The organism is Aquimarina macrocephali JAMB N27, from assembly GCF_000520995.1.
Taxonomy (GTDB): domain Bacteria; phylum Bacteroidota; class Bacteroidia; order Flavobacteriales; family Flavobacteriaceae; genus Aquimarina; species Aquimarina macrocephali.
The window spans coordinates 286,021-309,223 of record NZ_JACA01000003.1 but is presented as its reverse complement, the minus strand read 5'-3'; the positions used below and the strand labels follow the sequence as shown (position 1 = coordinate 309,223).

Annotated in this window: 18 protein-coding genes and 1 tRNA gene; 14 read left to right on the top strand and 5 right to left on the bottom strand. The window is 33.8% G+C overall.

Annotated elements, in window-relative coordinates; genetic code table 11:
• The first annotated feature begins 22 nt into the window (after positions 1-22).
• The 4 genes from rpoB (at position 23) to Z054_RS31565 (ending at position 8,957) form a co-directional block, all read left to right on the top strand.
• Positions 23-3,832: a DNA-directed RNA polymerase subunit beta gene (gene rpoB, locus Z054_RS0104420; RefSeq protein WP_024768882.1), complete on the top strand. Its 3,810-nt coding sequence runs from the start codon at positions 23-25 to the stop codon at positions 3,830-3,832.
• 98 nt (positions 3,833-3,930) lie between these two features.
• The gene (rpoC, locus tag Z054_RS0104415) at positions 3,931-8,229 is read left to right on the top strand and encodes a DNA-directed RNA polymerase subunit beta' (protein WP_024768881.1); all 4,299 of its coding nucleotides are present in this window, start codon (positions 3,931-3,933) and stop codon (positions 8,227-8,229) included.
• Between the two features lie 65 nt (positions 8,230-8,294).
• Positions 8,295-8,609 carry a DUF3467 domain-containing protein gene (locus Z054_RS0104410; RefSeq protein WP_024768880.1) on the top strand — a complete coding sequence of 105 codons (315 nt, stop codon included), beginning with the start codon at positions 8,295-8,297 and terminating at the stop codon, positions 8,607-8,609.
• A 177-nt stretch (positions 8,610-8,786) separates the two neighbouring features.
• Positions 8,787-8,957: a hypothetical protein gene (locus Z054_RS31565; protein WP_161635242.1), complete on the top strand. Its 171-nt coding sequence runs from the start codon at positions 8,787-8,789 to the stop codon at positions 8,955-8,957.
• A gap of 283 nt (positions 8,958-9,240) precedes the next feature.
• On the opposite strand, the gene Z054_RS0104400 is transcribed toward Z054_RS31565, so the two are convergent.
• Positions 9,241-10,827 (bottom strand): peptide chain release factor 3, encoded by a 1,587-nt coding sequence (locus Z054_RS0104400; RefSeq protein ID WP_024768879.1) that lies wholly within the window; start codon positions 10,825-10,827, stop codon positions 9,241-9,243.
• A 740-nt stretch (positions 10,828-11,567) separates the two neighbouring features.
• Here Z054_RS0104400 and Z054_RS0104395 point away from each other — a divergent pair.
• The 9 genes from Z054_RS0104395 (at position 11,568) to Z054_RS0104355 (ending at position 18,641) form a co-directional block, all read left to right on the top strand.
• Positions 11,568-11,798: a hypothetical protein gene (locus Z054_RS0104395; RefSeq protein ID WP_024768878.1), complete on the top strand. Its 231-nt coding sequence runs from the start codon at positions 11,568-11,570 to the stop codon at positions 11,796-11,798.
• Positions 11,799-11,855: 57 nt separating this feature from the next.
• Positions 11,856-13,475 (top strand): gliding motility-associated C-terminal domain-containing protein, encoded by a 1,620-nt coding sequence (locus tag Z054_RS0104390; RefSeq protein WP_024768877.1) that lies wholly within the window; start codon positions 11,856-11,858, stop codon positions 13,473-13,475.
• Positions 13,476-13,527: 52 nt separating this feature from the next.
• Positions 13,528-14,484, top strand: coding sequence for a PorP/SprF family type IX secretion system membrane protein (locus tag Z054_RS0104385; protein ID WP_024768876.1), 957 nt, complete (start codon positions 13,528-13,530; stop codon positions 14,482-14,484).
• Positions 14,485-14,513: 29 nt separating this feature from the next.
• A complete protein-coding gene (locus Z054_RS0104380; RefSeq protein WP_024768875.1) occupies positions 14,514-16,475 on the top strand; it encodes an OmpA family protein in 1,962 nt (653 codons plus the stop codon).
• Between the two features lie 231 nt (positions 16,476-16,706).
• Positions 16,707-17,273, top strand: a complete 567-nt coding sequence (gene idi, locus Z054_RS0104375) for an isopentenyl-diphosphate Delta-isomerase (RefSeq protein WP_241461386.1) — start codon at positions 16,707-16,709, stop codon at positions 17,271-17,273.
• The gene (locus Z054_RS0104370; RefSeq protein ID WP_024768873.1) at positions 17,270-17,680 is read left to right on the top strand and encodes a 6-pyruvoyl trahydropterin synthase family protein; all 411 of its coding nucleotides are present in this window, start codon (positions 17,270-17,272) and stop codon (positions 17,678-17,680) included. Before idi ends, Z054_RS0104370 begins: the two co-directional genes overlap by 4 nt.
• 3 nt (positions 17,681-17,683) lie before the next feature.
• On the top strand, positions 17,684-18,145 hold the full coding sequence (locus Z054_RS0104365) for a peroxiredoxin (protein WP_024768872.1): 462 nt from the start codon (positions 17,684-17,686) through the stop codon (positions 18,143-18,145).
• A 97-nt stretch (positions 18,146-18,242) separates the two neighbouring features.
• Positions 18,243-18,509: a hypothetical protein gene (locus Z054_RS0104360; RefSeq protein WP_024768871.1), complete on the top strand. Its 267-nt coding sequence runs from the start codon at positions 18,243-18,245 to the stop codon at positions 18,507-18,509.
• A gap of 58 nt (positions 18,510-18,567) precedes the next feature.
• Positions 18,568-18,641, top strand: a tRNA-Thr gene (locus tag Z054_RS0104355).
• Between the two features lie 104 nt (positions 18,642-18,745).
• Here Z054_RS0104355 and Z054_RS0104350 read toward each other — a convergent pair.
• Both Z054_RS0104350 and Z054_RS0104345 read right to left on the bottom strand, forming a co-directional pair.
• Positions 18,746-18,961 carry a hypothetical protein gene (locus Z054_RS0104350; RefSeq protein WP_024768870.1) on the bottom strand — a complete coding sequence of 72 codons (216 nt, stop codon included), beginning with the start codon at positions 18,959-18,961 and terminating at the stop codon, positions 18,746-18,748.
• Between the two features lie 131 nt (positions 18,962-19,092).
• Entirely contained in the window at positions 19,093-19,554 is a 462-nt protein-coding gene (locus Z054_RS0104345; RefSeq protein WP_024768869.1) for a YHS domain-containing (seleno)protein, read from the bottom strand.
• Positions 19,555-19,660: 106 nt separating this feature from the next.
• On the opposite strand from Z054_RS0104345, the gene Z054_RS29900 reads away from it, so the two are divergent.
• Complete coding sequence (locus tag Z054_RS29900; protein ID WP_024768868.1) at positions 19,661-20,563, top strand: AraC family transcriptional regulator; 903 nt, start codon at positions 19,661-19,663, stop codon at positions 20,561-20,563.
• Positions 20,564-20,988: 425 nt separating this feature from the next.
• Here Z054_RS29900 and Z054_RS0104330 read toward each other — a convergent pair whose 3' ends face one another.
• Both Z054_RS0104330 and Z054_RS0104325 read right to left on the bottom strand, forming a co-directional pair.
• Positions 20,989-21,732, bottom strand: coding sequence for a DUF4369 domain-containing protein (locus Z054_RS0104330; protein ID WP_024768867.1), 744 nt, complete (start codon positions 21,730-21,732; stop codon positions 20,989-20,991).
• Between the two features lie 104 nt (positions 21,733-21,836).
• A complete protein-coding gene (locus tag Z054_RS0104325; protein WP_024768866.1) occupies positions 21,837-23,141 on the bottom strand; it encodes a DUF819 family protein in 1,305 nt (434 codons plus the stop codon).
• Between the last annotated feature and the right edge of the window lie 62 nt (positions 23,142-23,203).

The following is a 23,203-nucleotide window of genomic DNA, read 5'->3' as shown; positions in this document are numbered from 1 at the left end:
TTTAATTTAATTCCGTCCATTGATGTTAGCAACGCAAACTGAAAGATTGAATTTCTCTTCTGTAAAGAATAGACCTGATTATCCTGACTTCCTAGATATTCAGATCAAGTCCTTCCAGGATTTCTTTCAACTAGAAACAAAATCTGAAGAAAGAGGAAACGAAGGTTTATATAATACCTTCATGGAAAACTTCCCGATTACGGATACTCGTAATCAATTTGTACTAGAATTTTTAGATTACTTTGTAGACCCTCCTAGATATGATCTGCAGGAGTGTATAGAAAGAGGTCTTACCTATAGTGTACCTTTAAAAGCCCGTCTAAAATTATTCTGTACAGACCCAGAACACGAAGATTTTGAGACTATTGTTCAGGATGTGTACTTAGGTACAATTCCTTATATGACACCCAGCGGTACTTTTTGTATTAATGGAGCAGAGCGAGTAGTCGTATCTCAATTACACCGTTCGCCAGGAGTATTCTTTGGACAATCATTCCATGCCAATGGAACTAAATTATATTCTGCAAGAGTAATTCCTTTTAAAGGTTCTTGGATAGAATTTGCTACCGATATCAATAGTGTAATGTACGCTTATATCGATAGAAAGAAAAAATTACCGGTAACTACACTTTTCCGTGCAATTGGTTTTGAACGTGATAAAGATATTTTAGAAATATTTGACCTTGCAGAAGAGGTAAAAGTTTCTAAATCCGGATTGAAAAAAGTTTTAGGACGTAAGTTAGCTGCTCGTGTATTGAATACATGGCATGAAGATTTTGTGGATGAAGATACAGGAGAAGTTGTATCTATTGAGCGTAACGAGATCGTTTTAGACCGTGATACTATTTTGGATAAAGATCACCTTGATGAGATTATAGATTCTGGAGCAAAAACTATTTTGCTTCATAAAGAAGATAATCAAAAAGGAGATTATGCAATTATCCATAATACTTTACAAAAAGATCCTACCAACTCTGAAAAAGAAGCGGTAGAACATATATACCGTCAATTACGTAATGCAGAACCGCCTGATGAAGAAACTGCAAGAGGTATTATTGACAAGTTATTCTTCTCTGACCAACGTTACAACCTTGGTGAAGTAGGTCGTTATAGAATGAATAAGAAATTGGGACTTGATATCGCAATGGATAAGCAAGTGCTTACCAAAGAAGATATTATTACCATCATAAAATACTTAATAGAGTTAATTAACTCTAAAGCTGAGATTGATGATATCGATCACCTTTCTAACCGTCGTGTTAGAACAGTGGGAGAGCAATTATCACAACAGTTTGGTGTTGGTTTGGCACGTATGGCTCGTACCATCCGTGAGCGTATGAATGTTAGAGATAACGAGGTATTTACACCAATTGATTTGATCAATGCTAAAACCTTATCATCTGTAATTAATTCGTTCTTTGGTACAAATCAGCTGTCTCAGTTTATGGATCAAACAAATCCATTAGCAGAGATTACGCATAAGCGTAGACTTTCTGCTCTTGGACCTGGAGGTTTATCAAGAGAACGTGCTGGATTTGAGGTTCGAGATGTACATTATACGCATTATGGTCGTTTGTGTCCGATTGAAACTCCTGAAGGACCAAATATTGGTTTAATATCCTCATTAGCCGTTTTTGCTAAAGTAAACTCTATGGGATTCCTAGAAACTCCATATCGTAAAGTTACTGATGGTAAGGTTGATGTAGCAGAATATAGATACTTAAGTGCAGAAGAGGAAGAGGAGAAATTGATAGCGCAAGCTAACATCCCTATGACGGATGAAGGAAATATTACTGCGGATAAGGTAATTGCTCGTATGGAAGGTGATTTCCCGGTAATTGATCCAACTAATGTAAATTATGCCGATGTTGCGCCTAATCAAATTGCATCTATTTCTGCATCTTTAATTCCGTTCTTAGAACATGATGATGCAAACCGTGCATTGATGGGATCAAACATGATGCGTCAGGCAGTACCATTATTAAGAGTTGATGCTCCTATTGTAGGTACAGGACTAGAACGTCAGGTAGCTTCAGATTCTAGAGTATTGATTAATGCAGAAGGAGAAGGAGTTGTTGAATATGTAGATGCACAAAAGATTACCATTAAATACGATAGAACAGAGGAGCAGAGAATGGTAAGCTTTGATAGTGATTCTAAAACATATGAATTAATAAAATTCCGTAAAACGAATCAAGGTACTAATATAAACCTTAAACCAATCGTTAATGTTGGCGATCGTGTTAAAAAAGGTCAAGTATTATGTCAAGGATACGCTACAGAAAAAGGAGAACTTGCACTTGGTAGAAATATGAAAGTAGCCTTTATGCCTTGGAAAGGGTATAACTTTGAGGATGCGATTGTGATTTCTGAAAAAGTAGTACGAGAAGATATCTTTACTTCAATTCATATTGATGAATATTCTCTTGAGGTTAGAGATACTAAATTAGGTAATGAAGAATTAACTAATGATATTCCTAACGTTTCAGAAGAAGCTACTAAAGATCTTGACGAAAACGGAATGATCCGTGTTGGTGCAGAAATCAAACCGGGGGATATTCTTATTGGGAAAATTACTCCAAAAGGAGAAAGTGATCCCACTCCAGAAGAGAAACTGTTAAGAGCAATCTTTGGAGATAAAGCAGGAGATGTTAAAGATGCTTCTTTAAAAGCTTCTCCTTCTTTACATGGTGTGGTAATTGATAAAAAATTATTCGCCCGTGCTATAAAAGATAAGAGAAAACGTTCTCAGGATAAAGAAGATATTGAGATTTTAGAAAGATCATACGACACAAAATTCGAATTACTAAAATCTGAATTGGTAGACAAACTATTTGCTATCGTTGGTGGTAAAACTTCTCAGGGAGTTATGAACGACCTAGGAGAAGAAGTACTTCCTAAAGGTAAAAAGTATACTCAAAAAATGCTTAATAGTGTTGATGATTATGCTCACCTTACCAAAGGAACATGGACTACCGATGATGCTTTAAATAGTATGGTTGCGGATCTTATCCATAACTACAAGATTAAAGAAAATGATTTACAAGGTAATCTTCGAAGAGAGAAATTTACAATCTCTGTAGGAGATGAATTACCTTCTGGAATTATAAAACTTGCTAAAGTTTATATTGCTAAGAAACGTAAGCTAAAAGTAGGTGATAAGATGGCAGGTCGTCACGGTAACAAAGGTATTGTTGCTCGTATTGTAAGAGAAGAAGATATGCCATTCTTAGAAGATGGAACACCAGTAGATATCGTATTAAATCCACTTGGGGTACCATCTCGTATGAACATTGGTCAGATTTATGAAACAGTATTAGGATGGGCCGGACAAAAATTAGGTAGAAAATATGCTACCCCGATTTTTGATGGAGCATCTTTAGATCAGATTAATGAATTTACTGATGAAGCAGGAATTCCAAGATTTGGACATACCTATCTTTATGATGGAGGAACGGGAGATCGTTTCCACCAGCCAGCTACTGTAGGTGTGATTTACATGCTTAAGCTTGGTCACATGGTAGATGATAAGATGCATGCACGTTCTATAGGTCCTTACTCGTTGATTACTCAACAACCACTTGGTGGTAAGGCTCAATTTGGAGGTCAGCGTTTTGGAGAGATGGAAGTTTGGGCGTTAGAAGCTTATGGTGCTTCTGCAACCTTACGTGAGATATTGACGGTAAAATCTGATGATGTTATAGGAAGAGCTAAGACATACGAAAGTATTGTTAAAGGTGAGCCTATGCCAGAACCAGGATTACCAGAATCTTTTAATGTATTAATGCACGAATTAAAAGGTCTGGGTCTGGATATCAGGTTAGAAGAATAGTAAATGCTAATTCGTACCCTGAGCGAAGTCGAAGGGTACGAATGAAACATGAAACTATTCAATTTTAAATTACAATAATTCTTTAGCAACCATATATTATGGCAAGAAATAATGATAAGAATACAGTAAAGAGATTTAATAAAATCTCTATAGGTTTAGCATCTCCTGAGTCAATTTTAGCGGCATCTCAGGGAGAAGTGTTAAAACCCGAAACTATCAATTATCGTACTCACAAACCCGAGCGTGATGGTTTGTTCTGTGAGCGTATTTTTGGACCTGTAAAGGACTTTGAATGTGCTTGTGGTAAATATAAAAGAATTCGTTACAAAGGTATTGTTTGTGATCGATGTGGAGTAGAGGTTACCGAAAAGAAAGTACGAAGAGATCGTGTGGGACATATTAACTTAGTTGTTCCTGTGGCACACATCTGGTATTTCCGTTCTTTACCAAATAAAATAGGATATTTATTAGGACTTCCATCTAAGAAATTAGATATGATTATTTACTACGAACGTTACGTAGTAATTCAACCTGGTATTGCCAAAAACGAAGAAGGTGAAGCTGTTCAGAAAATGGACTTCCTTACAGAAGAAGAATATTTAAATATTTTAGATAGCCTTCCTCAGGAAAATCTATATCTTGATGATACAGATCCTAATAAGTTTATCGCAAAGATGGGAGCAGAGTGCCTTATCGAGATCTTAAGAAGAATTGATCTTGATGCACTATCTTATGAACTAAGACATAAAGCAAATAACGAAACGTCTAAACAACGTAAAACAGAAGCATTAAAGCGTCTTCAGGTTGTTGAGTCTTTCCGTGATGCAAATAAAAATAGAGAAAACAATCCAGAATGGATGGTTCTAAAAGTTGTACCGGTAATTCCACCAGAATTACGTCCTTTGGTACCACTTGATGGAGGTCGTTTTGCAACTTCAGATTTAAATGATCTGTATCGTCGTGTGATTATTCGTAATAATCGTTTGAAGCGTTTGATGGAAATCAAAGCTCCAGAAGTTATTTTGCGTAATGAAAAACGTATGCTTCAGGAGTCTGTGGATTCATTATTTGATAATACACGTAAAGCTTCTGCTGTTAAAACCGATTCTAACAGACCGTTAAAATCATTATCTGATTCTTTAAAAGGTAAGCAAGGGCGTTTCCGTCAGAACTTACTTGGTAAACGTGTGGATTATTCAGCACGTTCTGTGATTGTCGTTGGACCAGAATTGAAATTATTCGAATGTGGTCTTCCAAAGAATATGGCTGCAGAACTTTATAAACCATTTGTAATCAGAAAACTGATCGAACGTGGTATTGTAAAGACAGTAAAATCTGCAAAGAAAATTATAGATAGAAAAGAGCCTGTAGTTTGGGATATCTTAGAGAATGTTTTAAAAGGACATCCCGTATTACTAAACCGTGCTCCTACGCTTCACCGTCTGGGTATTCAGGCATTTCAGCCTAAACTTATTGAAGGTAAAGCAATACAGTTACACCCATTGGTTTGTACTGCATTTAATGCCGATTTTGATGGAGATCAAATGGCAGTACACTTACCATTAGGACCAGAAGCAATTTTAGAATCTCAGTTGTTGATGCTAGCATCACACAATATTCTTAACCCTGCTAATGGATCACCAGTAACAGTTCCTTCTCAGGATATGGTTTTGGGTCTTTATTATATGACCAAGTCTCGTAGATCTACTCCAGAATTAGAAATGAAAGGAGAAGACTTAACGTTTTATTCTCCAGAAGAAGTAGTTATAGCTTATAATGAAAAGAGATTAGATATTAATGCTAATATCAAAGTTAGAACTCAAGATATTGAAGAAGGAGAATTAGTAACTAAAATAATAGAAACTACTACAGGTAGAGTTTTATTTAATGAGAAAGTTCCTGAAAAAGCTGGATATATTAATGAAGTATTGACGAAAAAATCACTTAGGGATATTATCGGAGATATTTTGAAAGTAACAAGTGTTCCTGAAACAGCAGAATTCTTAGATGAAATCAAAACATTAGGATATAATTTTGCATTCCAGGGAGGATTATCATTCAGTTTAGGAGATATTATTATTCCTAAAGAGAAACATACCATGATTGCTGATGCAAATGCTCAGGTAGACAATATTGTAGCAAACTATAATATGGGTCTTATTACCAATAATGAGCGTTATAATCAGGTAATTGATATCTGGACATCTACAAATGCTGAGTTGACAGAATTGTCTATGAAGCGTATTCGAGAAGATCAACAAGGATTCAATTCGGTGTATATGATGCTTGACTCTGGTGCAAGGGGATCTAAAGAACAGATTCGTCAGTTAACCGGAATGCGTGGATTGATGGCGAAACCGAAGAAAGCAAGTTCTGCTGGTGGAGAAATTATTGAAAATCCAATTCTTTCTAACTTTAAAGAAGGACTTTCTATCCTTGAGTACTTTATTTCTACTCACGGTGCTCGTAAAGGTCTTGCAGATACCGCTCTTAAAACTGCGGATGCAGGATATCTTACACGTCGTTTGGTTGATGTTGCTCAGGATGTTATTGTTAATATAGAAGATTGTGGTACACTTAGAGGTGTAGAAGTAACTCCGTTAAAGAAAAATGAGGAAATCATAGAAGGACTTGCTGCTAGAATAGTGGGAAGAACTTCGTTGCAGGATGTTATTAATCCATTAACTCAAGAAGTATTAGCAGAAGCTGGTGTAGAAATTAATGATGAAGTTGCTAAGATTATTGAGAATTCTCCTGTAGAATCTGTAGAAGTTCGTTCTGCACTTACATGTGAAGCAAAGAAAGGAATTTGTGTAAAATGTTATGGTCGTAACCTTGCTACTGGTAAAACAGTACAGCGTGGTGAAGCCGTTGGTGTTGTAGCTGCTCAATCTATTGGAGAGCCTGGTACACAGCTTACATTGCGTACATTCCACGTGGGAGGTATTGCAGGTAACATTTCAGAAGAAAATCAATTAAAATCTAAATTTGCCGGTAAAGCTGAAATTGAAGAGCTTAAAACTGTTAAAGGAGAAGATACCGAGGGTAATGAGATAGATGTAGTAATTTCTCGTACATCAGAAGTTAAGATCATTGATCCAAAAACTAAAATTGTCTTAAGTACAAACTTAATTCCTTACGGTTCTCAATTATTTATTCAGGACGGAGATAAAATAGGTGAAGATCATGTAATCTGTCAGTGGGATCCATATAATGGAGTAATTATCTCTGAGTTTGCTGGTAAAGTACGATATGAGAATATTGAACAAGGTATTACCTATCAAGTAGAGATTGATGAACAAACCGGTTTCCAGGAAAAAGTAATTTCTGAATCTCGTGATAAGAAAAAGATACCAACATTACATGTATTAGGAAAAGGAGATGAAGTGTTACGTTCTTATAACTTACCAGTTGGAGCTCACCTTATGGTGGATGATAATGATAAGATTAAGGTAGGTAAAATCTTAGTTAAGATTCCTCGTAAATCTGCTAAGGCAGGTGATATTACAGGAGGTCTTCCAAGAGTAACAGAATTATTCGAAGCGCGTAATCCTTCTAACCCAGCTGTAGTTAGTGAAATTGATGGTGTAGTATCATTTGGAAAAATCAAACGTGGTAATCGTGAGATTATCGTAGAATCCAGAATAGGAGAAATTAAAAAGTATCTTGTGAAACTTTCTAATCAAATTCTTGTTCAGGAAAATGATTATGTTCGTGCAGGAATGCCATTATCAGATGGGTCTACTACGCCAGAAGATATTCTTAAAATCAAAGGCCCTTCTGCAGTACAGCAGTATTTGGTTAATGAAGTACAAGAAGTATATCGATTACAAGGTGTGAAAATTAATGATAAGCATTTTGAAGTAGTAGTACGTCAAATGATGCGTAAAGTAAGAATTCAGGATCCGGGAGATACTATTTTCCTTGAGAATCAATTAGTACATAAAGCTGATTTTATCGAAGAAAATGATGAGATCTTCGGAATGAAGGTTGTTGAAGATTCTGGAGATAGCGAAAACCTTAAAGAAGGACAGATAATTTCTCCACGTGATTTAAGAGATGAAAACTCTGCTTTACGTAGAGATGATAAAAACTTAGTTACTGCAAGAGATGTTTCTCCTGCTACAGCAACTCCAATACTGCAAGGTATTACAAGAGCTTCGCTACAAACCAAGTCCTTTATCTCTGCAGCATCATTCCAGGAAACAACAAAAGTATTGAATGAAGCTGCTGTAAGCGGTAAAATTGATGACCTTGAAGGTCTTAAAGAGAATGTGATTGTTGGGCATAGAATACCAGCAGGAACAGGAATGAGAGACTATGAAAGTATCATTGTTGGTTCAAACGAAGAGTTTGAAGAACGAATGGAACAGCGACAAGAAGTTAATTATAACTAATATAAATAGCCTGCCTTTTTAGGCAGGCTTTTTTTTGATCAAACGATTCTAAAATAAAATTAGATATGGCAGATAATAAAAATCAGAAACAAAATCAATTGAATATAGAGCTAGATGAAGATGTTGCAGATGGTGTATATAGTAATCTTGCAATTATTAACCATTCAGTTTCAGAATTTGTAGTTGATTTCGTAAACATTATGCCGGGTAGACCAAAAAGTAAGGTGAAAAGCAGAATTATTTTAACTCCGCAGCATGCCAAAAGATTATTAAAAGTGCTTAGTGATAATGTAAATCGATTTGAAGCTGCTCATGGAGAAATTAAAGATTATGAACAAGCACCTATTCCTATGAATTTTGGCCCTACAGGAGAAGCTTAGACGGTAATTGAATTCTAGGATACTTCATTAGAATATAATTCGTTGGTTGTACAGCTTCTTTTTTACAGAAAAACACCTAAGAAATAAATGGTTAGATCTATAGAAATCATAGTATAAAACACTTCTATGAATGTCTAGCTATTATCAATTCGGTTGATTTTAAGATTAATTAGTCTTATGTTATTTGTTAACTGCCAAAAAGATGATGATTTACCTGTCAATTCAAATCCAATTTTTGAAGGATTGGATAGTGTTGTAAAAAATCAAATGGTTACATATAATATTCCTGGTGCCAGTATCGCAGTTATTAGAAATGAAAAGCCTGTGTATGTGAATTCTTTTGGCTAATCTAATAAAATAATTAGTAAAAAAGCAGCTAACGATAACCTGCCAATTCTAATAAAGAATTAATTACTGTTAGACAGCTATTAAACCATGAATCTGGTTGGGGGAACTCTCCAAATGATCCTATGTTTTCGGATTTTAATAAACCTTTGGATGAATTGATAACTTATGTAGAAAGTTAGCCAATCCTCCGAGTTCAGTATATTATTGCCTTAATTTTAGATATAGTATACCAGGAAGAGTCATAAAAAAGTTACAAAATTTCGGATACAGTCTATAGAGACGATTAAAACTCTGAGGTAAAATGAAACTCGATCGACGGATATTTTTGTTGTGTCATTTGTAGGCTAAAAGAAGAATCAGCCAAAAATACCAATTGATCGTGTTTATCTTTTGCCAGAAATTTACTTTTTACACGTTTAAAATCTTTAAACTCATCATTGTCCTGATCTTTAGCTTCTACCCAACAAGCCTTATGAACATTAAGATTCTCATAAGTACATTTTGCACCATATTCATGCTCTAACCTATATTGAATTACTTCATATTGTAAAGCACCAACTGTTCCTATAATTTTTCTTCCATTCAATTCTAAAGTAAAAAGCTGAGCAACTCCTTCGTCCATTAATTGATCAATCCCCTTTGCCAGTTGTTTAGACTTCATAGGATCTGCATTGTTGATATACCTAAAATGTTCTGGAGAAAAACTAGGGACTCCTTTATAATGCAAAATTTCTCCTTTGGTGAGAGTATCCCCAATTTTAAAATTTCCGGTATCGTGTAATCCAACAATGTCACCTGGATATGATATATCTACAATCTCCTTTTTTTCGGCAAAAAAAGCATTAGGACTAGAAAACTTAAGCTTTTTATTATGCCTTGTATGAAGATACGGAACGTTTCTTTCGAAGGTTCCTGATACAATTTTTATAAATGCCAGTCTATCTCTGTGTTTTGGATCCATATTCGCATGGATTTTAAACACAAACCCTGTAAAATCTTTTTCTTCAGGATGCACTAATCGTACATCACTTTCCTTAGGTCTTGGTGGGGGAGCAATGGTAACAAAACAATCTAATAATTCTCTAACACCAAAATTATTTAATGCCGATCCGAAAAATACAGGTTGTAAATCACCATTTTGATACTGTTCTTTTTCAAATTTTGGGTATATACCTTCTACCAATTCTAATTCTTCACGTAATGTGTCTGCAGCAGTATCCCCGATTATGTCATTAAGACCCTGAGAAGATAAATCAGATATTTCAATAGTCTCTTCAATGTTTTTTCTACTATCTCCACTAAAAAGATTAATATTTTTCTCCCAAATATTATAAATTCCTTTAAAATCATATCCCATTCCAATAGGAAAACTTAATGGAGTAACGGTAAGGCCTAATTTTTGTTCTATTTCATCCAGAAGTTCAAAGGCATCTTTTCCTTCACGATCCAGTTTGTTAATAAAAACAATCATAGGAATATTTCTCATTCTACAAACAGAAACTAACTTTTCGGTTTGTTCCTCAACACCTTTTGCAACATCAATCACAACAATTACACTATCCACAGCGGTTAATGTTCTAAAGGTATCCTCGGCAAAATCTTTATGCCCGGGAGTATCCAGAATATTAATCTTAATGCCTTTGTACTCAAAAGCTAATACCGAGGTAGCAACAGATATACCTCTTTGACGTTCGATTTCCATAAAATCACTGGTAGCTCCTTTTTTAACTTTATTTGATTTTACGGCCCCTGCTTCTTGAATAGCACCTCCAAAAAGTAATAATTTTTCGGTCAATGTAGTCTTACCTGCATCAGGGTGAGAGATGATCCCAAAGGTTCTTCTTCTCCCAATTTCGTCTATAAATTTCATTTTATTTTGTTTATTATTCTAAATATTTAGATACACTCTCAATAGCACCAAATTTCTTATCAAAATAAGCTTTTAGCCGCCTATTCATTTTATGATTCCTATAAGTTTGATGATATGTTTATTATCTGCCCTTATATCTAAATGAGGATGCAAATATAATATTAAAATAGACAATAAAGCTCTTACGATTTCATAGTGTAGGAACATTGAAATGTCTGGTACGAAAAAATAGATTTGAAGATTTGTCTGTATGTATTTAATCGATGAAAATAATTTTTTATCGATTATTTTAAAATTTGATATAAAGTTAAATGTTAAAACGATTAGATTTATATCTAGTTTCGTAATTATTAAGATGTTATTGGGGAGAATTGATTAATGGAATATACGTAAAACTTCTTATGTTTTGCTTGAAAAATGAAGATTTTGGCTTTATAGAATTAGAGATATTAAGCGTAATTAGAATTAAACAACAAGGAGGGGATTCCTTTTTTAAATATATATATAAACTTTGGCGAGCATGTGTATTTCACCGGTTAAAAGTGATTTGCATCGAGAAAATTGGAAAATAAATTTTATTAAATAGTTAAGAAATTTATTTTCTTAGTTTTGTAATCGTATTATAGTAAAACCATATTTTTATTACGGTTTTATTGTGTGATATTAATTATGTTTTATAAATAATTTGTAAAAATTTATTTCGTAGAGTTTTTGCTAATGATATTATAAATGTTCGTCATATGAAAAAAATTACTTTTTGGGGAAATTCTGGATCAACATTCAGAATTAAAGTATTTGTATTATTTCTTTTTTTTAGTACTTCATTCACAGGTGTTAAAGCACAATGTCTTGGTAATTTTCAAACTTTTGATTGGAGTCTTTTGACTCCTAATCCATGGGATGAAACCACAGTTCTAAGCTCTACTTATACGATTTCGGTGTGTTCGGCTCCTGCAACATTAGCATTATAAGATCCTGATAATGTTTTAAGTACTAGTGGAACAGAAATCGACAATAAGCGATATAAAATGGCTATAAGAGATGTAGCTGTAGGAGATCAAGCAAGCCTTACTATAGATTTTTCTACGCCTGTTACGATCAATGATTTTAAGGTAGATGATATTGATTATAATGTTACTTTCACCGCGTCTGTTGGAGGTGTAAATATTCCTTTAATATTTACTGCAGTTGGAGTTGCTCCGACCATTACTACGCAGCCATCTAATTCTACAATATGTGAAGGAACAGATACTACGTTTACCATATTAACTTCTAATGCAGATACATATCAATGGCAATTATTTAATGGTAGTTCCTGGGATGATTTAACAAATAGTGGTATTCATAGCACTACAACTACCAATACATTAACAATTACAAATGCTTCAGCATCTGATGATGGAAATCGATATCGAGTAATTGTCTCCAGTTCGACATATGCATGTGATTCTAAAACTTCAGAAGAAAGAATACTTACAGTTAATGCTGCGCCAACTATTAGCGTGACAAGTGCTCCAACTTGCTCAGCCGATTCAACAACATATTCCCTGGAGGTAACTGTAAGCTCAGGTACAGTGACCAGTACTTCGGGGACCGTAAACAATATTTCTGGTAATGTATGGAGTATTGAAGGGATAACCCCAGGAGTAAACATTGATGTTACAGCAACAGCGGTTAATGGTTGTAAACGAATGCTATCCGTTAATATACCTTTATCATGCTTGATAGCAAATGATGATACGGTGACTATAGATGGTGATACAGGAGGTAATTCTATCAATGTTGTTAATGACAATGATATTTTAGATGGAAATGGGGTTACACTAGGTGTGGATGTTACGATAACAACAGTCGCAGATCCCAATCCAGGAGATGGTGTTAGCCTAAACCCAACTACAGGAGAAGTTACAGTTTTACCAAATACTCCACCGGGTGACTATACCATTATCTATACCCTATGTAGTATAGCGATCCCACTAGCTTGTGATGATGCAGTGATTACAATAACAGTAGTTCCTGCTCCAAATGGTACTATAACAGGTCATTTGTATAGTGACTTAAATGATAATAGCACACAGGATATTGGTGAGCCAGACTTAGAAGGAGTAGATGTTAATATTATCGATGTTAATGGGGTAGAGCAAATCGTAACTACAGACCTAAACGGAGATTATATTGCGAATGTTCCCGTAGGAGCAACTATAGTAGATATCGACAATACAACACTTCCGTTAGGGAGTTTACAAACAGAAGGAACCGACCCAACAACAGTAACTGTAATAGGAACCGGAATAACAATAGAAGAAAATAATGGATTTATTGTAATTGCGGATGTTGATGATCAAATTATTGTATATACTGGGATCTCTCCTAATGGAGATGGTATTAATGATCAGTTTAGAATAGTAGGATTAGATAATTTTCCTAATAATACATTACAGATATTCAATCGTTGGGGAGTTAAGATATTTGAACAGGATCGATATGAACAATCCGGAACTAGATTCTTTGAAGGGATTAGCGAAGGAAGAGCTACAATAGGCCGTAATAAAGAACTGCCAGTAGGGACTTATTTTTATGTTTTAGAATATGAAAACGCTAGTGGAATCAACATGTCCAAAGCTGGTTACTTGTATATAAATAGATAAATGTATCTGGAATATCATATATTTGTTATTCCCTAAATCGAATTAAATACTTATGAATACATCGTCAATAATGTTTATGCTTGTAGTTTTAGGTTTTGCTACAACTTCTATTTGCGCACAACAAGAAGCTCAATATACCCAATACATGTACAATACGATTAGTGTTAATCCTGCCTATGCCGGTAGTCGTGGAGTATTAAGTATTATGGGACTTCACCGTAGTCAATGGGTTGGCTTAGATGGTGCGCCACGTACTCAAACACTTACTCTTAATACTCCTATAGGAGGTAATGAACGCCTTGGTTTAGGTGTATCTATTGTTAATGATGAGATTGGCCCTACCGATGAGACATATTTTGATATTGATTTTTCCTATTCTATTCCTACTTCAGAACAAGGAAAACTAAGTTTTGGATTAAAAGCGGGCGGTCATTTGTTAAATGTAGATTTTCAAAAATTAAACCGGTTTAATAGTAATGATGCTTTATTCGAAAACAATATTGATAATAAATTTAGCCCTAATGTAGGAGTTGGAGTCTATTATCATACAGATCGTTTTTATGTGGGACTAAGTGCTCCTAATCTATTAGAAACAGATCATTTTGATGAAAGTACTACAGATGTCAATAGTACGGCAGTGAGTTTTTTGGCAGAAGAACGAATCAACTATTATTTGATAGCTGGTCATGTTTTTGATTTGAGTGATGATATAAAATTTAAACCTGCCGTTTTAAGCAAACTAGTATTTGGAGCGCCATTGCAAGTAGACGTATCTGCAAACTTTTTGTTGTATGACCGTTTAACCTTAGGAGCAGCATATCGTTGGAGTGCAGCACTAAGTGGTATGGTAGGTTTTCAGATATCAGACTCAATGATGATTGGATTTGCCTATGATCGAGAAACAACGGAGTTAGGACAGTCACAATTTAATGATGGAAGTTATGAGGTAATGCTACGATTCGAACTTTTCAAAAAATATAATAGAATGCTGACACCGCGTTTCTTTTAATTAAGTATTTAAAAAGTAATAGTAAAAAAATGGGGAAATATTTACTTAAATCATTATTGATTTTTATGTTGTTGTTTTTCGGGAACAATACTCTTTTATCTCAAGAAAAAAAACTCAAAAAAGCCAAAGAGCAATACGATAAGTATCAATACATTGATGCACAGGAAACGTATCTTAAAGTAGCTAGAAAAGGATATAAAAGTGCGGATCTTTTTATGAATCTGGGAGATAGTTATTATTTTAATAGCCAGTTTGAAGAGGCACTAAAATGGTATGAAGAATTAATGAATTCTTATCCTGATCAAGTTGAGCCCGAGTACTACTTTAGATATGCGCAGACTCTAAAAACAGTAGAAAGGTATCAGGATTCTGATACGTACATGCAAAAATTTGCAGCAGCTAATGGAAATGACCAACGTGCAAAGTTATTTTTAGACGGATCTGATTATCTAAAACGTATCGATTTTCAATCAGGTAGATTTGAGATAGAAAATGCATCAGTGAATTCTTCTTTTGTTGAGTTTGGAACCGCTTTTTATGGAAAAAGTATAGTGTTTAGCTCTTCTAGAGATACACTAACATTTAAAAAGGCTATTCATCAATGGAATGGAGAGGCTTTCCTAAATCTTTTTGAAGCAAAATATGATTCTGTAAATAATAACTTTTCGAAAATAAGAAGGTTTGATCGAAAAATAAATTCCAAATTTCACGAGTCAACACCTGTTTTTACAAAAGATACACGAACTATCTACTTTACAAGAAATAATTTTGAAGAAGGAAAACTAGGTCGTGATCAAAGAGGAACAAATAAGTTGAAAATATATCGTTCCTATAAAAATCCTGAAGGGGGATGGACAACACCGCAAAATTTACCATTTAATAGTGATGAATATTCTGTAGCACATCCTACATTGAGTAGTGATGAAAAAACACTATATTTTTCATCAGATATGCCTGGGGGAAAAGGACTTTCTGATTTGTATGAAGTAGCTATTAATGGAGATGGTAGTTTTGGAGAGCCAAAAAATTTAGGAGATAGAATTAATACAGAAGGAAAAGAAACATTCCCATTTATAGGAGCAGACAACGAATTATATTTTTCGTCTAATGGACATGTAGGTTTAGGAGGATTAGATGTATACGTAACAAAGATTAATCCGCAAACAGACAAAGAAAAATTAGTAGTTAACGTTGGTAGACCAATTAATGGGCCTAAAGATGATTTTGCGTTTATAATTGATGAAAACACCAAGAAAGGATACTTTTCATCTAATCGTGAAGGAGGAAAAGGAAGTGATGATATTTATAGCTTCGTAGAGCTAGAAGATTTAAAAGATTTCTGTGAAACTACAATTGCAGGATTGGTTACTGATAAGGATACTAACGAATTACTGCCAGGAACCAAAGTATCTATATATGATAGCAATAATAACCTAATACAAAGTTTTGTTATGGGTGATGAGGCTACCTATTCACAATTAGTAGAATGTGAAACCAGTTACTTTGTAAGAGCAGAGAAAGAAGAGTATAGCACTCTGGAGAAGCTCGTGAATACATCCGATAAATCTCAAACGATAGATACTCCACTTGCATTAGAAAAGAAAATTAAATCTGCAGATGTAGGAGACGACTTAACAAAGATATTATCGCTTAAGCCAATTTACTTTGATTTTAATGGATATACAATACGTTCTGATGCAAAAGTAGAACTAGCAAAAGTGATTGAAGTGATGAATCAATATGCTGATATGAAACTAGAAATTAGATCACATACTGATAGTCATGGAGAAGATCAGTATAACTTGTATTTATCTGAAAAAAGAGCTGAAGCTACAGTAAATTATATGATCAATAATGGCATATCTGCAGATCGATTAACAGGAAAAGGATATGGAGAAACACAATTGGTTAATGACTGTGGTAATGAATCGAATTGTAAAAAAGATAAACACCAATTAAATAGACGAAGCGAATTTATCATCATTAAATAATTTTTATAGCGATAAATTCTATACATATATAAAAAACGCCTCATACTGTTGAGGCGTTTTTTATTGAAGAAATTCTGTTTTTGAAAAACTACAGGATAATAAGTTTAAAATAAATATTAAAGCCAATTCTGAGATATGGCAGATTTTTTGCTTTACTATTTAAAAATTTTATAGTAAAGTTTTCACTAAGAACAGATACAGCTAAATTAACATCTATAAACTGGATGGATTATGAATTACTCTTATGATTTTGTAATTTTGGAGCAACTAAAAGCAATGAAAGAAGAAGAAAAAGTTATCCTGGTTAATGAAAATGATGAGCAAATCGGGTTGATGCCTAAACTAGAAGCACATCAAAAAGCTGTATTACATAGAGCCTTTTCGGTATTTATTATTAATGGTAAAAACGAATTAATGCTTCAGCAAAGGGCGCACCATAAATATCATTCACCTGGTTTATGGACTAATACATGTTGTAGTCACCAAAGAGAAGGAGAAACTAACGTAGAAGCAGGAATACGAAGATTACAAGAAGAAATGGGATTTACCACCTCATTAAAAGATTCTGTCTCGTTTATATATAAAGCTCCTTTTGATAATGGACTTACAGAACATGAGTACGATCATGTATTATTAGGAGAATATGAAGAAGATCCTGTCATTAATACTGAAGAAGTAGTCGATTGGAAATGGATGTCTATAGAAGCTGTTAAACACGATATATTAGAGCATCCCGAACAATACACAGAATGGTTTAAAATCATTTTTGAAAAATTTTATTCACACATAACCTTATGAGGATTAAAGCCTGTAGAAAAGCTCATTTTAATGCAGCACATCGATTGTATAGAAAGGATTGGAGTGATGAAAAAAACCTTCAAATATTTGGCAAGTGTAGCAATCCAAAATATCACGGCCATAACTATGAACTTATCGTGGCAGTAATAGGAGAGACAGACCCAGAAACAGGGTTTTTGATGGATCTTAAGATTTTAAAAGAGTACATTAAAACCGAAGTCGAAGACTATATGGATCATAAAAATCTTAATGAAGAGGTTGAAGAGTTTGAGAGTTTAAATCCTACTGTAGAAAATATAGCCTTTGTAATATGGAACAGATTGCGTAAAAAGATAGCTTCACAATACGATATTGAAGTTACACTATATGAAACCCCTCGCAATTTTGTAATCTATAAAGGAGAATAGAATATGGGGTTGCAAGTAGGTGATAAGGTTCCTGAGTTTATCGCTACGAATGATAAAGGAGAACAATTTTTAAGTTCTGATATTATCGGAAAAAAAAATCTGATACTTTATTTTTACCCTAAAAACTTTACTCCTGGTTGTACAAAAGAAGCCTGCAGCTTTAGAGATAATTATGTTGATTTTGTAACCCTAGGCGTAGAAGTGATAGGTATAAGTGCCGATAGTATAAAATCACACGCGAGATTTAAAAGTAAATATGCACTTCCCTTTATGTTCTTGTCTGATCCTAAAGGTGAATTAAGAAAACTTTTTGGCGTGAAATCAGAATTATTGGGATTACTGCCAGGAAGAGAAACCTATGTGATAGATGAAAAAGGAATCATACAACTAAAATTTAATAGTATGAAAGCTTCAGAACATTTAGATAAAGTAATAGAAAAAATAAAAGAAATGGTAAATGAGTAACTAACTCTTTCTGAAAATAAAAATTTGAGAAGGAGTTCGCCTTTTACATACTCATTATTGAATTGAAAACACTAATTTTGCACAAAACAAATTAGATATGGCAAATAAGAGAGACCTTAAAAAAGATATAAATTACGTTTTAGGAGATATTATAGAAGAAGTTTATATGTGGGAATTAGAAAATCCTGGTAAAGATGGTAAATCTGGAGAAGCAATCATTGATGAAGCAATTACATCTTTTGATGGATTTATGGCTAGGGCTAATGAACGAAAACTTGAAAACCCTAAAAAACATTTCAAATCTCTTCGTGAGGATTTAGAAAAAACAGCTAAGGCTTTAGTTGAAAAAGTAAATGCATTGTAATTTTCTTTAAAAAATATTTGTAAAAACGGTTGTAGAAATTATATTTGCAACCGTTTTTGCCGATATAGCTCAGCTGGCTAGAGCAGCTGATTTGTAATCAGCAGGTCGTGGGTTCGAGTCCCTCTATCGGCTCTTAAAAAAAAGTCCTAAACTTATGTTTAGGACTTTTCTTTTTCTAAATAGAGAATGAATTCAAAATGTCTTAAAACAGAATGAATTATTCTGTTTAAAAAAATCTAGATACAGCAACCATTTGATGGATGATATGAGCATCCTGGGATATAAGTAGCGCCACAACTAGGATTGTTTAATGCTACATGAGAAGTAGTACAGCATCGTAATGCAGGATTACAACATTTTCGAAGCACCGGAATACGACCACCGTTTATTCCTTTTTGTTCACTTTTTTTAAGACTTTTTGTTCCTTTTAAATTTAAGATGGTTTTTAACATGATGTTTAAGTTTTAAGTTTCATCACTAAATTAAGGAAAATACATATCGATGATATACGGTAATACCTCAATTAACATTTTGCGATAAGGCATTTATACCAATGGATCGAACTCATCTTATGAAATCATAATTATTTGTTCTTAAGAGACTTCCAGTTCGTGTTTGCCAATTTTTCCATTTCAGATTCATTCCCAATCCATGGTATAATTGTATTAAAAGGTTTGCCCTCCCAGTAATCATTGTAGAAGAGGTATAGTTTTCCATTATCGACTCTAAATGTATTAGGGTCAACAGGTACCTTCTTATTCATTTTCGCTACAGCAAATGCGCAATAACCATCAAATTGAGGAAGATACTGTGATGGGTTAGCTTTGAAAGCTTTTAGATGTTCTGCATTTGCAAAATAATAAGTAGCTTCATTGTATGTAGTAGAAAACTCGATACTTCCTCTCATTGCTGTATTGGTTGTGAAATAATTGACCACATCATATCCATTATTAGCAACATTATTTTTGTTCACGTTTACTTTTTGAGCTACTCCCAGACTTGTTCCAAGTATAGCAATTACTAGAGTTAAGATCATTTTTTTCATTGAAAATAATTTTGTAGATTAATAATTAGTACAAAAATAGAATCATAATTTGTGTTTTTAGTGCTTAAAAAACAATTATATTTGCTCAATAGTACAAAATTGTGTTATGGATGTATTTAGTGATGTTTTAAAAAAAGTAAAATTATCGAGTGCTGTATATTTTAAATCAAATTTTTCTTCTCCATGGGGAATGGATATTCCTAAGGGGCCTTTCGCGCAGTTTCATATTGTAACACGGGGTCAATGTATACTTAAAACAAAAGATAAATCTATTCAACTATTTGCGGGTGATATTGTTGTTTTTCCTTTAGGGACAAATCATTGGTTGGCAGATTTAGAGACAAGTAAACGACAAAACGGGCAGGATGTAGTACGAGCTATTTTAAAAGGAAAGCCTTTATTCGAAGGAGATAATATAGCTACAACATTACTATGTGGTCATTTTGAGTTTGATAGAAGTATAGAGCATCCTTTTATAAAAGAAATGCCTAAAATTATCCATATACCTGATGCAGAGAAAAAAGAATTCTCATGGTTAGAAAATATTGTTAATCTTGTAATTCATGAAGCTGGAAATGAACAACCAGGAAGCCAGGTCATTGTAGATAAACTAGGAGAGGTTTTATTTATTCATACGTTAAGGGCTTATATTCAGAGAAACAAAGCTAAAAAAGGGTTTGTAGCAGCTATGCAAGACGAACGGATAGGTAAGGTGCTAAAGGCTATTCATAGTGCTCCAGAAATGAATTGGAGACTGGTTTCACTAGCACGAATCGCAGGAATGTCGCGAACAAGCTTTAGTAATCAATTTAGGGACTTAATGGGAGAAACCCCATTGAATTATATCACACAATGGAGAATGTTACAGGCAAAAGAACTTTTGATAGAGAGCAATAAGCCGGTAGGGGAGATAGCCAACGAAGTTGGTTATCAATCTGAAGCTGCTTTTAACAGAGTTTTTAAAAAGAGAGTAACTTTAACTCCTCTCAAATTTAGACAGTCTTTTTAACTATGGATTTTTGTGTTTTAAGTCTTTTTTCTCTTTTTCTTAATCATTTTTTAACTTTTGCATATAGATATTTTCTTAATTTGGTTAGATTATTAACCTTTACATATATATCATGAAAAAAAAGAATCTGAAGTCATTAAAACTTCACAAAAAATCTATTTCTAAATTAGGGTTAACGCAAGTTAAAGGAGGAGCAACAGGAGGTTGTCCAGGCCCAAGTGAGATTAGTTGTGTTAATACATGTCCAGCAAAATGTTGGCCATAAAATTTAGCGAACTTCGGTTCGCTTTTCTTTTTTATGATTTCAAATTTTTTATAGAATTTAGACAAGAATTTGCTTAGTAGTTCTTGTACCGAAAACTTATGGTTTTAGGAATCAAAAGACACTTTTAAGATATTTTGAAAATCAATGAGACGTTAGGTAGTTACTCTTCAATATTAGCGTTAGCCTTTGCTTCTGCTTCTTTGGCTTTGCGATCATCAATATACTTAATCAATTGTTTTCCGTATAAAGATTTTTTTACTTTAGGACTTAAAGATCTGGCAACGGTATCCAAAAATTTTATGTTAGCATCAAAAACTTCATTAAGTGTGATATAAGGAGCGACTTCTAGCTTTCTATTTGTTACAGCAAAATTAATAGTATATAGATATTTTTGGCGCATTAAATTTTTGTACGCTTTATCATTTTCAATGAGTTTTTCGTCATCTTTTTGCTTACTGGCTTCAAAATCTTCTTTAATGATTCTAAGATTTCTTTCATTGAATCGTTTAAGCATTTTTTTGTATTCAGTATACTTCTCTTGATTTTTTCCACCCTTTATTTTTACATCATTTTCAAAATCAAGTAAATTAGTGGTTATAGTAATTTCTCCTGGTTCTACAAAAAAATCGATACGATCATTATATTGTTTTCCGTCGTTTTTGTCAAGGTATAGGTAATGAATTTCAGGTTCTTTAACCTCAGATGTAAGTACAAATTCAGAATTACCATCAATACTTACAGAATCCACATTCACCAATAGAGTATCCTGTATTCTTTGTAAGTATACTTTTCCTTTTTTTAATCCTTTGATGTTACCTATTACTGTTACATTCCCTTTCTTAGTAGGTGAACTGCAATTTGTTAATAATACAGTTAAAAATAATAGAATAGAAAAATACTTCATGTACTGATTTTTGTTTTTTAGTAGGGCCACAAAGATGCGAGTTTTATTTTAAATGAAACAAAAAAATAGAATCTAATGGTTAAAAACGTGCTCTCTTTTTTTTATTAGCTTCCAGAAGCTATTTGCATAAGAATAGTACATAAAAGGGCTCCATATGTTCCTACAACATATCCAAAAACGGCAAGAAGCACACCTACTGTTGCCAGTGAAGGATGAAATGCTGCTGCAACTACTGGTGCAGATGCTGCTCCTCCGATATTAGCTTTACTGCCTACGGCAAGAAAAAAGTAGGGAGCTTTGATCAATTTTGCGACTCCTATAAGAAGCAAAACATGTATGGCCATCCAAACAAGTCCGATGGCGATAAGTCCCGGGTTTTCAAAAATCTTACCGATATCCATTTTCATCCCTATGGTAGCTACCAGAATATAGATAAAAACACTTCCTAACTTACTAGCTCCAGCTCCTTCATATTGCTTGACTTTGGTATATGATAACAGAATTCCAATTGCAGTAGCAATGGTAATCATCCAGAAAAACTTAGAAGTAAACGATGATAAGGCAGAACTCTTATCGTTAAAGATTTCAAAATTATCAGATAATAGACTAGAAATCCCTGCTGCTCCCCAATGTGCAATCCCTACTACGGTGAATGCAATAGAAAGCATAATGATATAATCCGATAGAGAAGGGGTTCGGGTTATGCTTTCTGCATAACTGGATACTTTTTGTTTTAAGGCTTCGATAGCGCTATTATCAGCTTTCAACCAACGATCGATTTTATCACTCTTACCAATACCCAATAATAATATGGCCATCCATATATTGGCAACAACAATATCTACCAATACCATTCCCCCATATTTCTCGGGGTTATATTGATAAATTTCTAGCATAGCAGCTTGATTTGCTCCTCCGCCAATCCAACTACCCGCTAACGTAGATAAACCTCTCCAAATAGCATCAAATCCAGCTCCGCCAACAGTTTCTGGTGAAACAAGAGAAATAAGTAGGATTGCAATAGGACCACCAATAATGACACCAAGAGTTCCTGTTAAAAACATAATTAACGCCTTTGGACCTAAATTAAAAATACTTTTGAGATCGATGCTTAATGTCATTAATACCAAAGAAGCAGGAAGTAAAAATCTACTGGCAACATAGTATACATTAGAAGATTTCTTTACTAATACCCCTTCTGCATCTAGTTCTTTCCATTCTGGAGAAATGATTCCTAACGAGTTGAATATTGCAGGTAATAAATAACAAAGTAGTAATGCAGGAACAAATTTATAGAAGGTTTTCCAGAAGTTATTACGAATAGAAGATGTATAAAAAACAAACCCTAAACAAAGCATTAAAATCCCAAAAACTATTGTGTCATCTGTAAAAAAAGGAACGTTCTCCATTATTAATTATTTAGTTTTAAAAAAGATACCTCGCAAAATACATTTAATTTGAAGAAGCCAAA

What these genes read in the sequence shown, in the direction of transcription:
- rpoB (WP_024768882.1), top strand. Translation starts at nt 23, where the DNA reads ATGTTAGCAACGCAAACTGAAAGATTGAATTTCTCTTCTGTAAAGAAT.
- rpoC (WP_024768881.1), top strand. Translation starts at nt 3,931, where the DNA reads ATGGCAAGAAATAATGATAAGAATACAGTAAAGAGATTTAATAAAATC.
- Z054_RS0104410 (WP_024768880.1), top strand. Translation starts at nt 8,295, where the DNA reads ATGGCAGATAATAAAAATCAGAAACAAAATCAATTGAATATAGAGCTA.
- Z054_RS31565 (WP_161635242.1), top strand. Translation starts at nt 8,787, where the DNA reads ATGTTATTTGTTAACTGCCAAAAAGATGATGATTTACCTGTCAATTCA.
- Z054_RS0104400 (WP_024768879.1), bottom strand. Translation starts at nt 10,827, where the DNA reads ATGAAATTTATAGACGAAATTGGGAGAAGAAGAACCTTTGGGATCATC.
- Z054_RS0104395 (WP_024768878.1), top strand. Translation starts at nt 11,568, where the DNA reads ATGAAAAAAATTACTTTTTGGGGAAATTCTGGATCAACATTCAGAATT.
- Z054_RS0104390 (WP_024768877.1), top strand. Translation starts at nt 11,856, where the DNA reads ATGGCTATAAGAGATGTAGCTGTAGGAGATCAAGCAAGCCTTACTATA.
- Z054_RS0104385 (WP_024768876.1), top strand. Translation starts at nt 13,528, where the DNA reads ATGAATACATCGTCAATAATGTTTATGCTTGTAGTTTTAGGTTTTGCT.
- Z054_RS0104380 (WP_024768875.1), top strand. Translation starts at nt 14,514, where the DNA reads ATGGGGAAATATTTACTTAAATCATTATTGATTTTTATGTTGTTGTTT.
- idi (WP_241461386.1), top strand. Translation starts at nt 16,707, where the DNA reads ATGAATTACTCTTATGATTTTGTAATTTTGGAGCAACTAAAAGCAATG.
- Z054_RS0104370 (WP_024768873.1), top strand. Translation starts at nt 17,270, where the DNA reads ATGAGGATTAAAGCCTGTAGAAAAGCTCATTTTAATGCAGCACATCGA.
- Z054_RS0104365 (WP_024768872.1), top strand. Translation starts at nt 17,684, where the DNA reads ATGGGGTTGCAAGTAGGTGATAAGGTTCCTGAGTTTATCGCTACGAAT.
- Z054_RS0104360 (WP_024768871.1), top strand. Translation starts at nt 18,243, where the DNA reads ATGGCAAATAAGAGAGACCTTAAAAAAGATATAAATTACGTTTTAGGA.
- Z054_RS0104350 (WP_024768870.1), bottom strand. Translation starts at nt 18,961, where the DNA reads ATGTTAAAAACCATCTTAAATTTAAAAGGAACAAAAAGTCTTAAAAAA.
- Z054_RS0104345 (WP_024768869.1), bottom strand. Translation starts at nt 19,554, where the DNA reads ATGAAAAAAATGATCTTAACTCTAGTAATTGCTATACTTGGAACAAGT.
- Z054_RS29900 (WP_024768868.1), top strand. Translation starts at nt 19,661, where the DNA reads ATGGATGTATTTAGTGATGTTTTAAAAAAAGTAAAATTATCGAGTGCT.
- Z054_RS0104330 (WP_024768867.1), bottom strand. Translation starts at nt 21,732, where the DNA reads ATGAAGTATTTTTCTATTCTATTATTTTTAACTGTATTATTAACAAAT.
- Z054_RS0104325 (WP_024768866.1), bottom strand. Translation starts at nt 23,141, where the DNA reads ATGGAGAACGTTCCTTTTTTTACAGATGACACAATAGTTTTTGGGATT.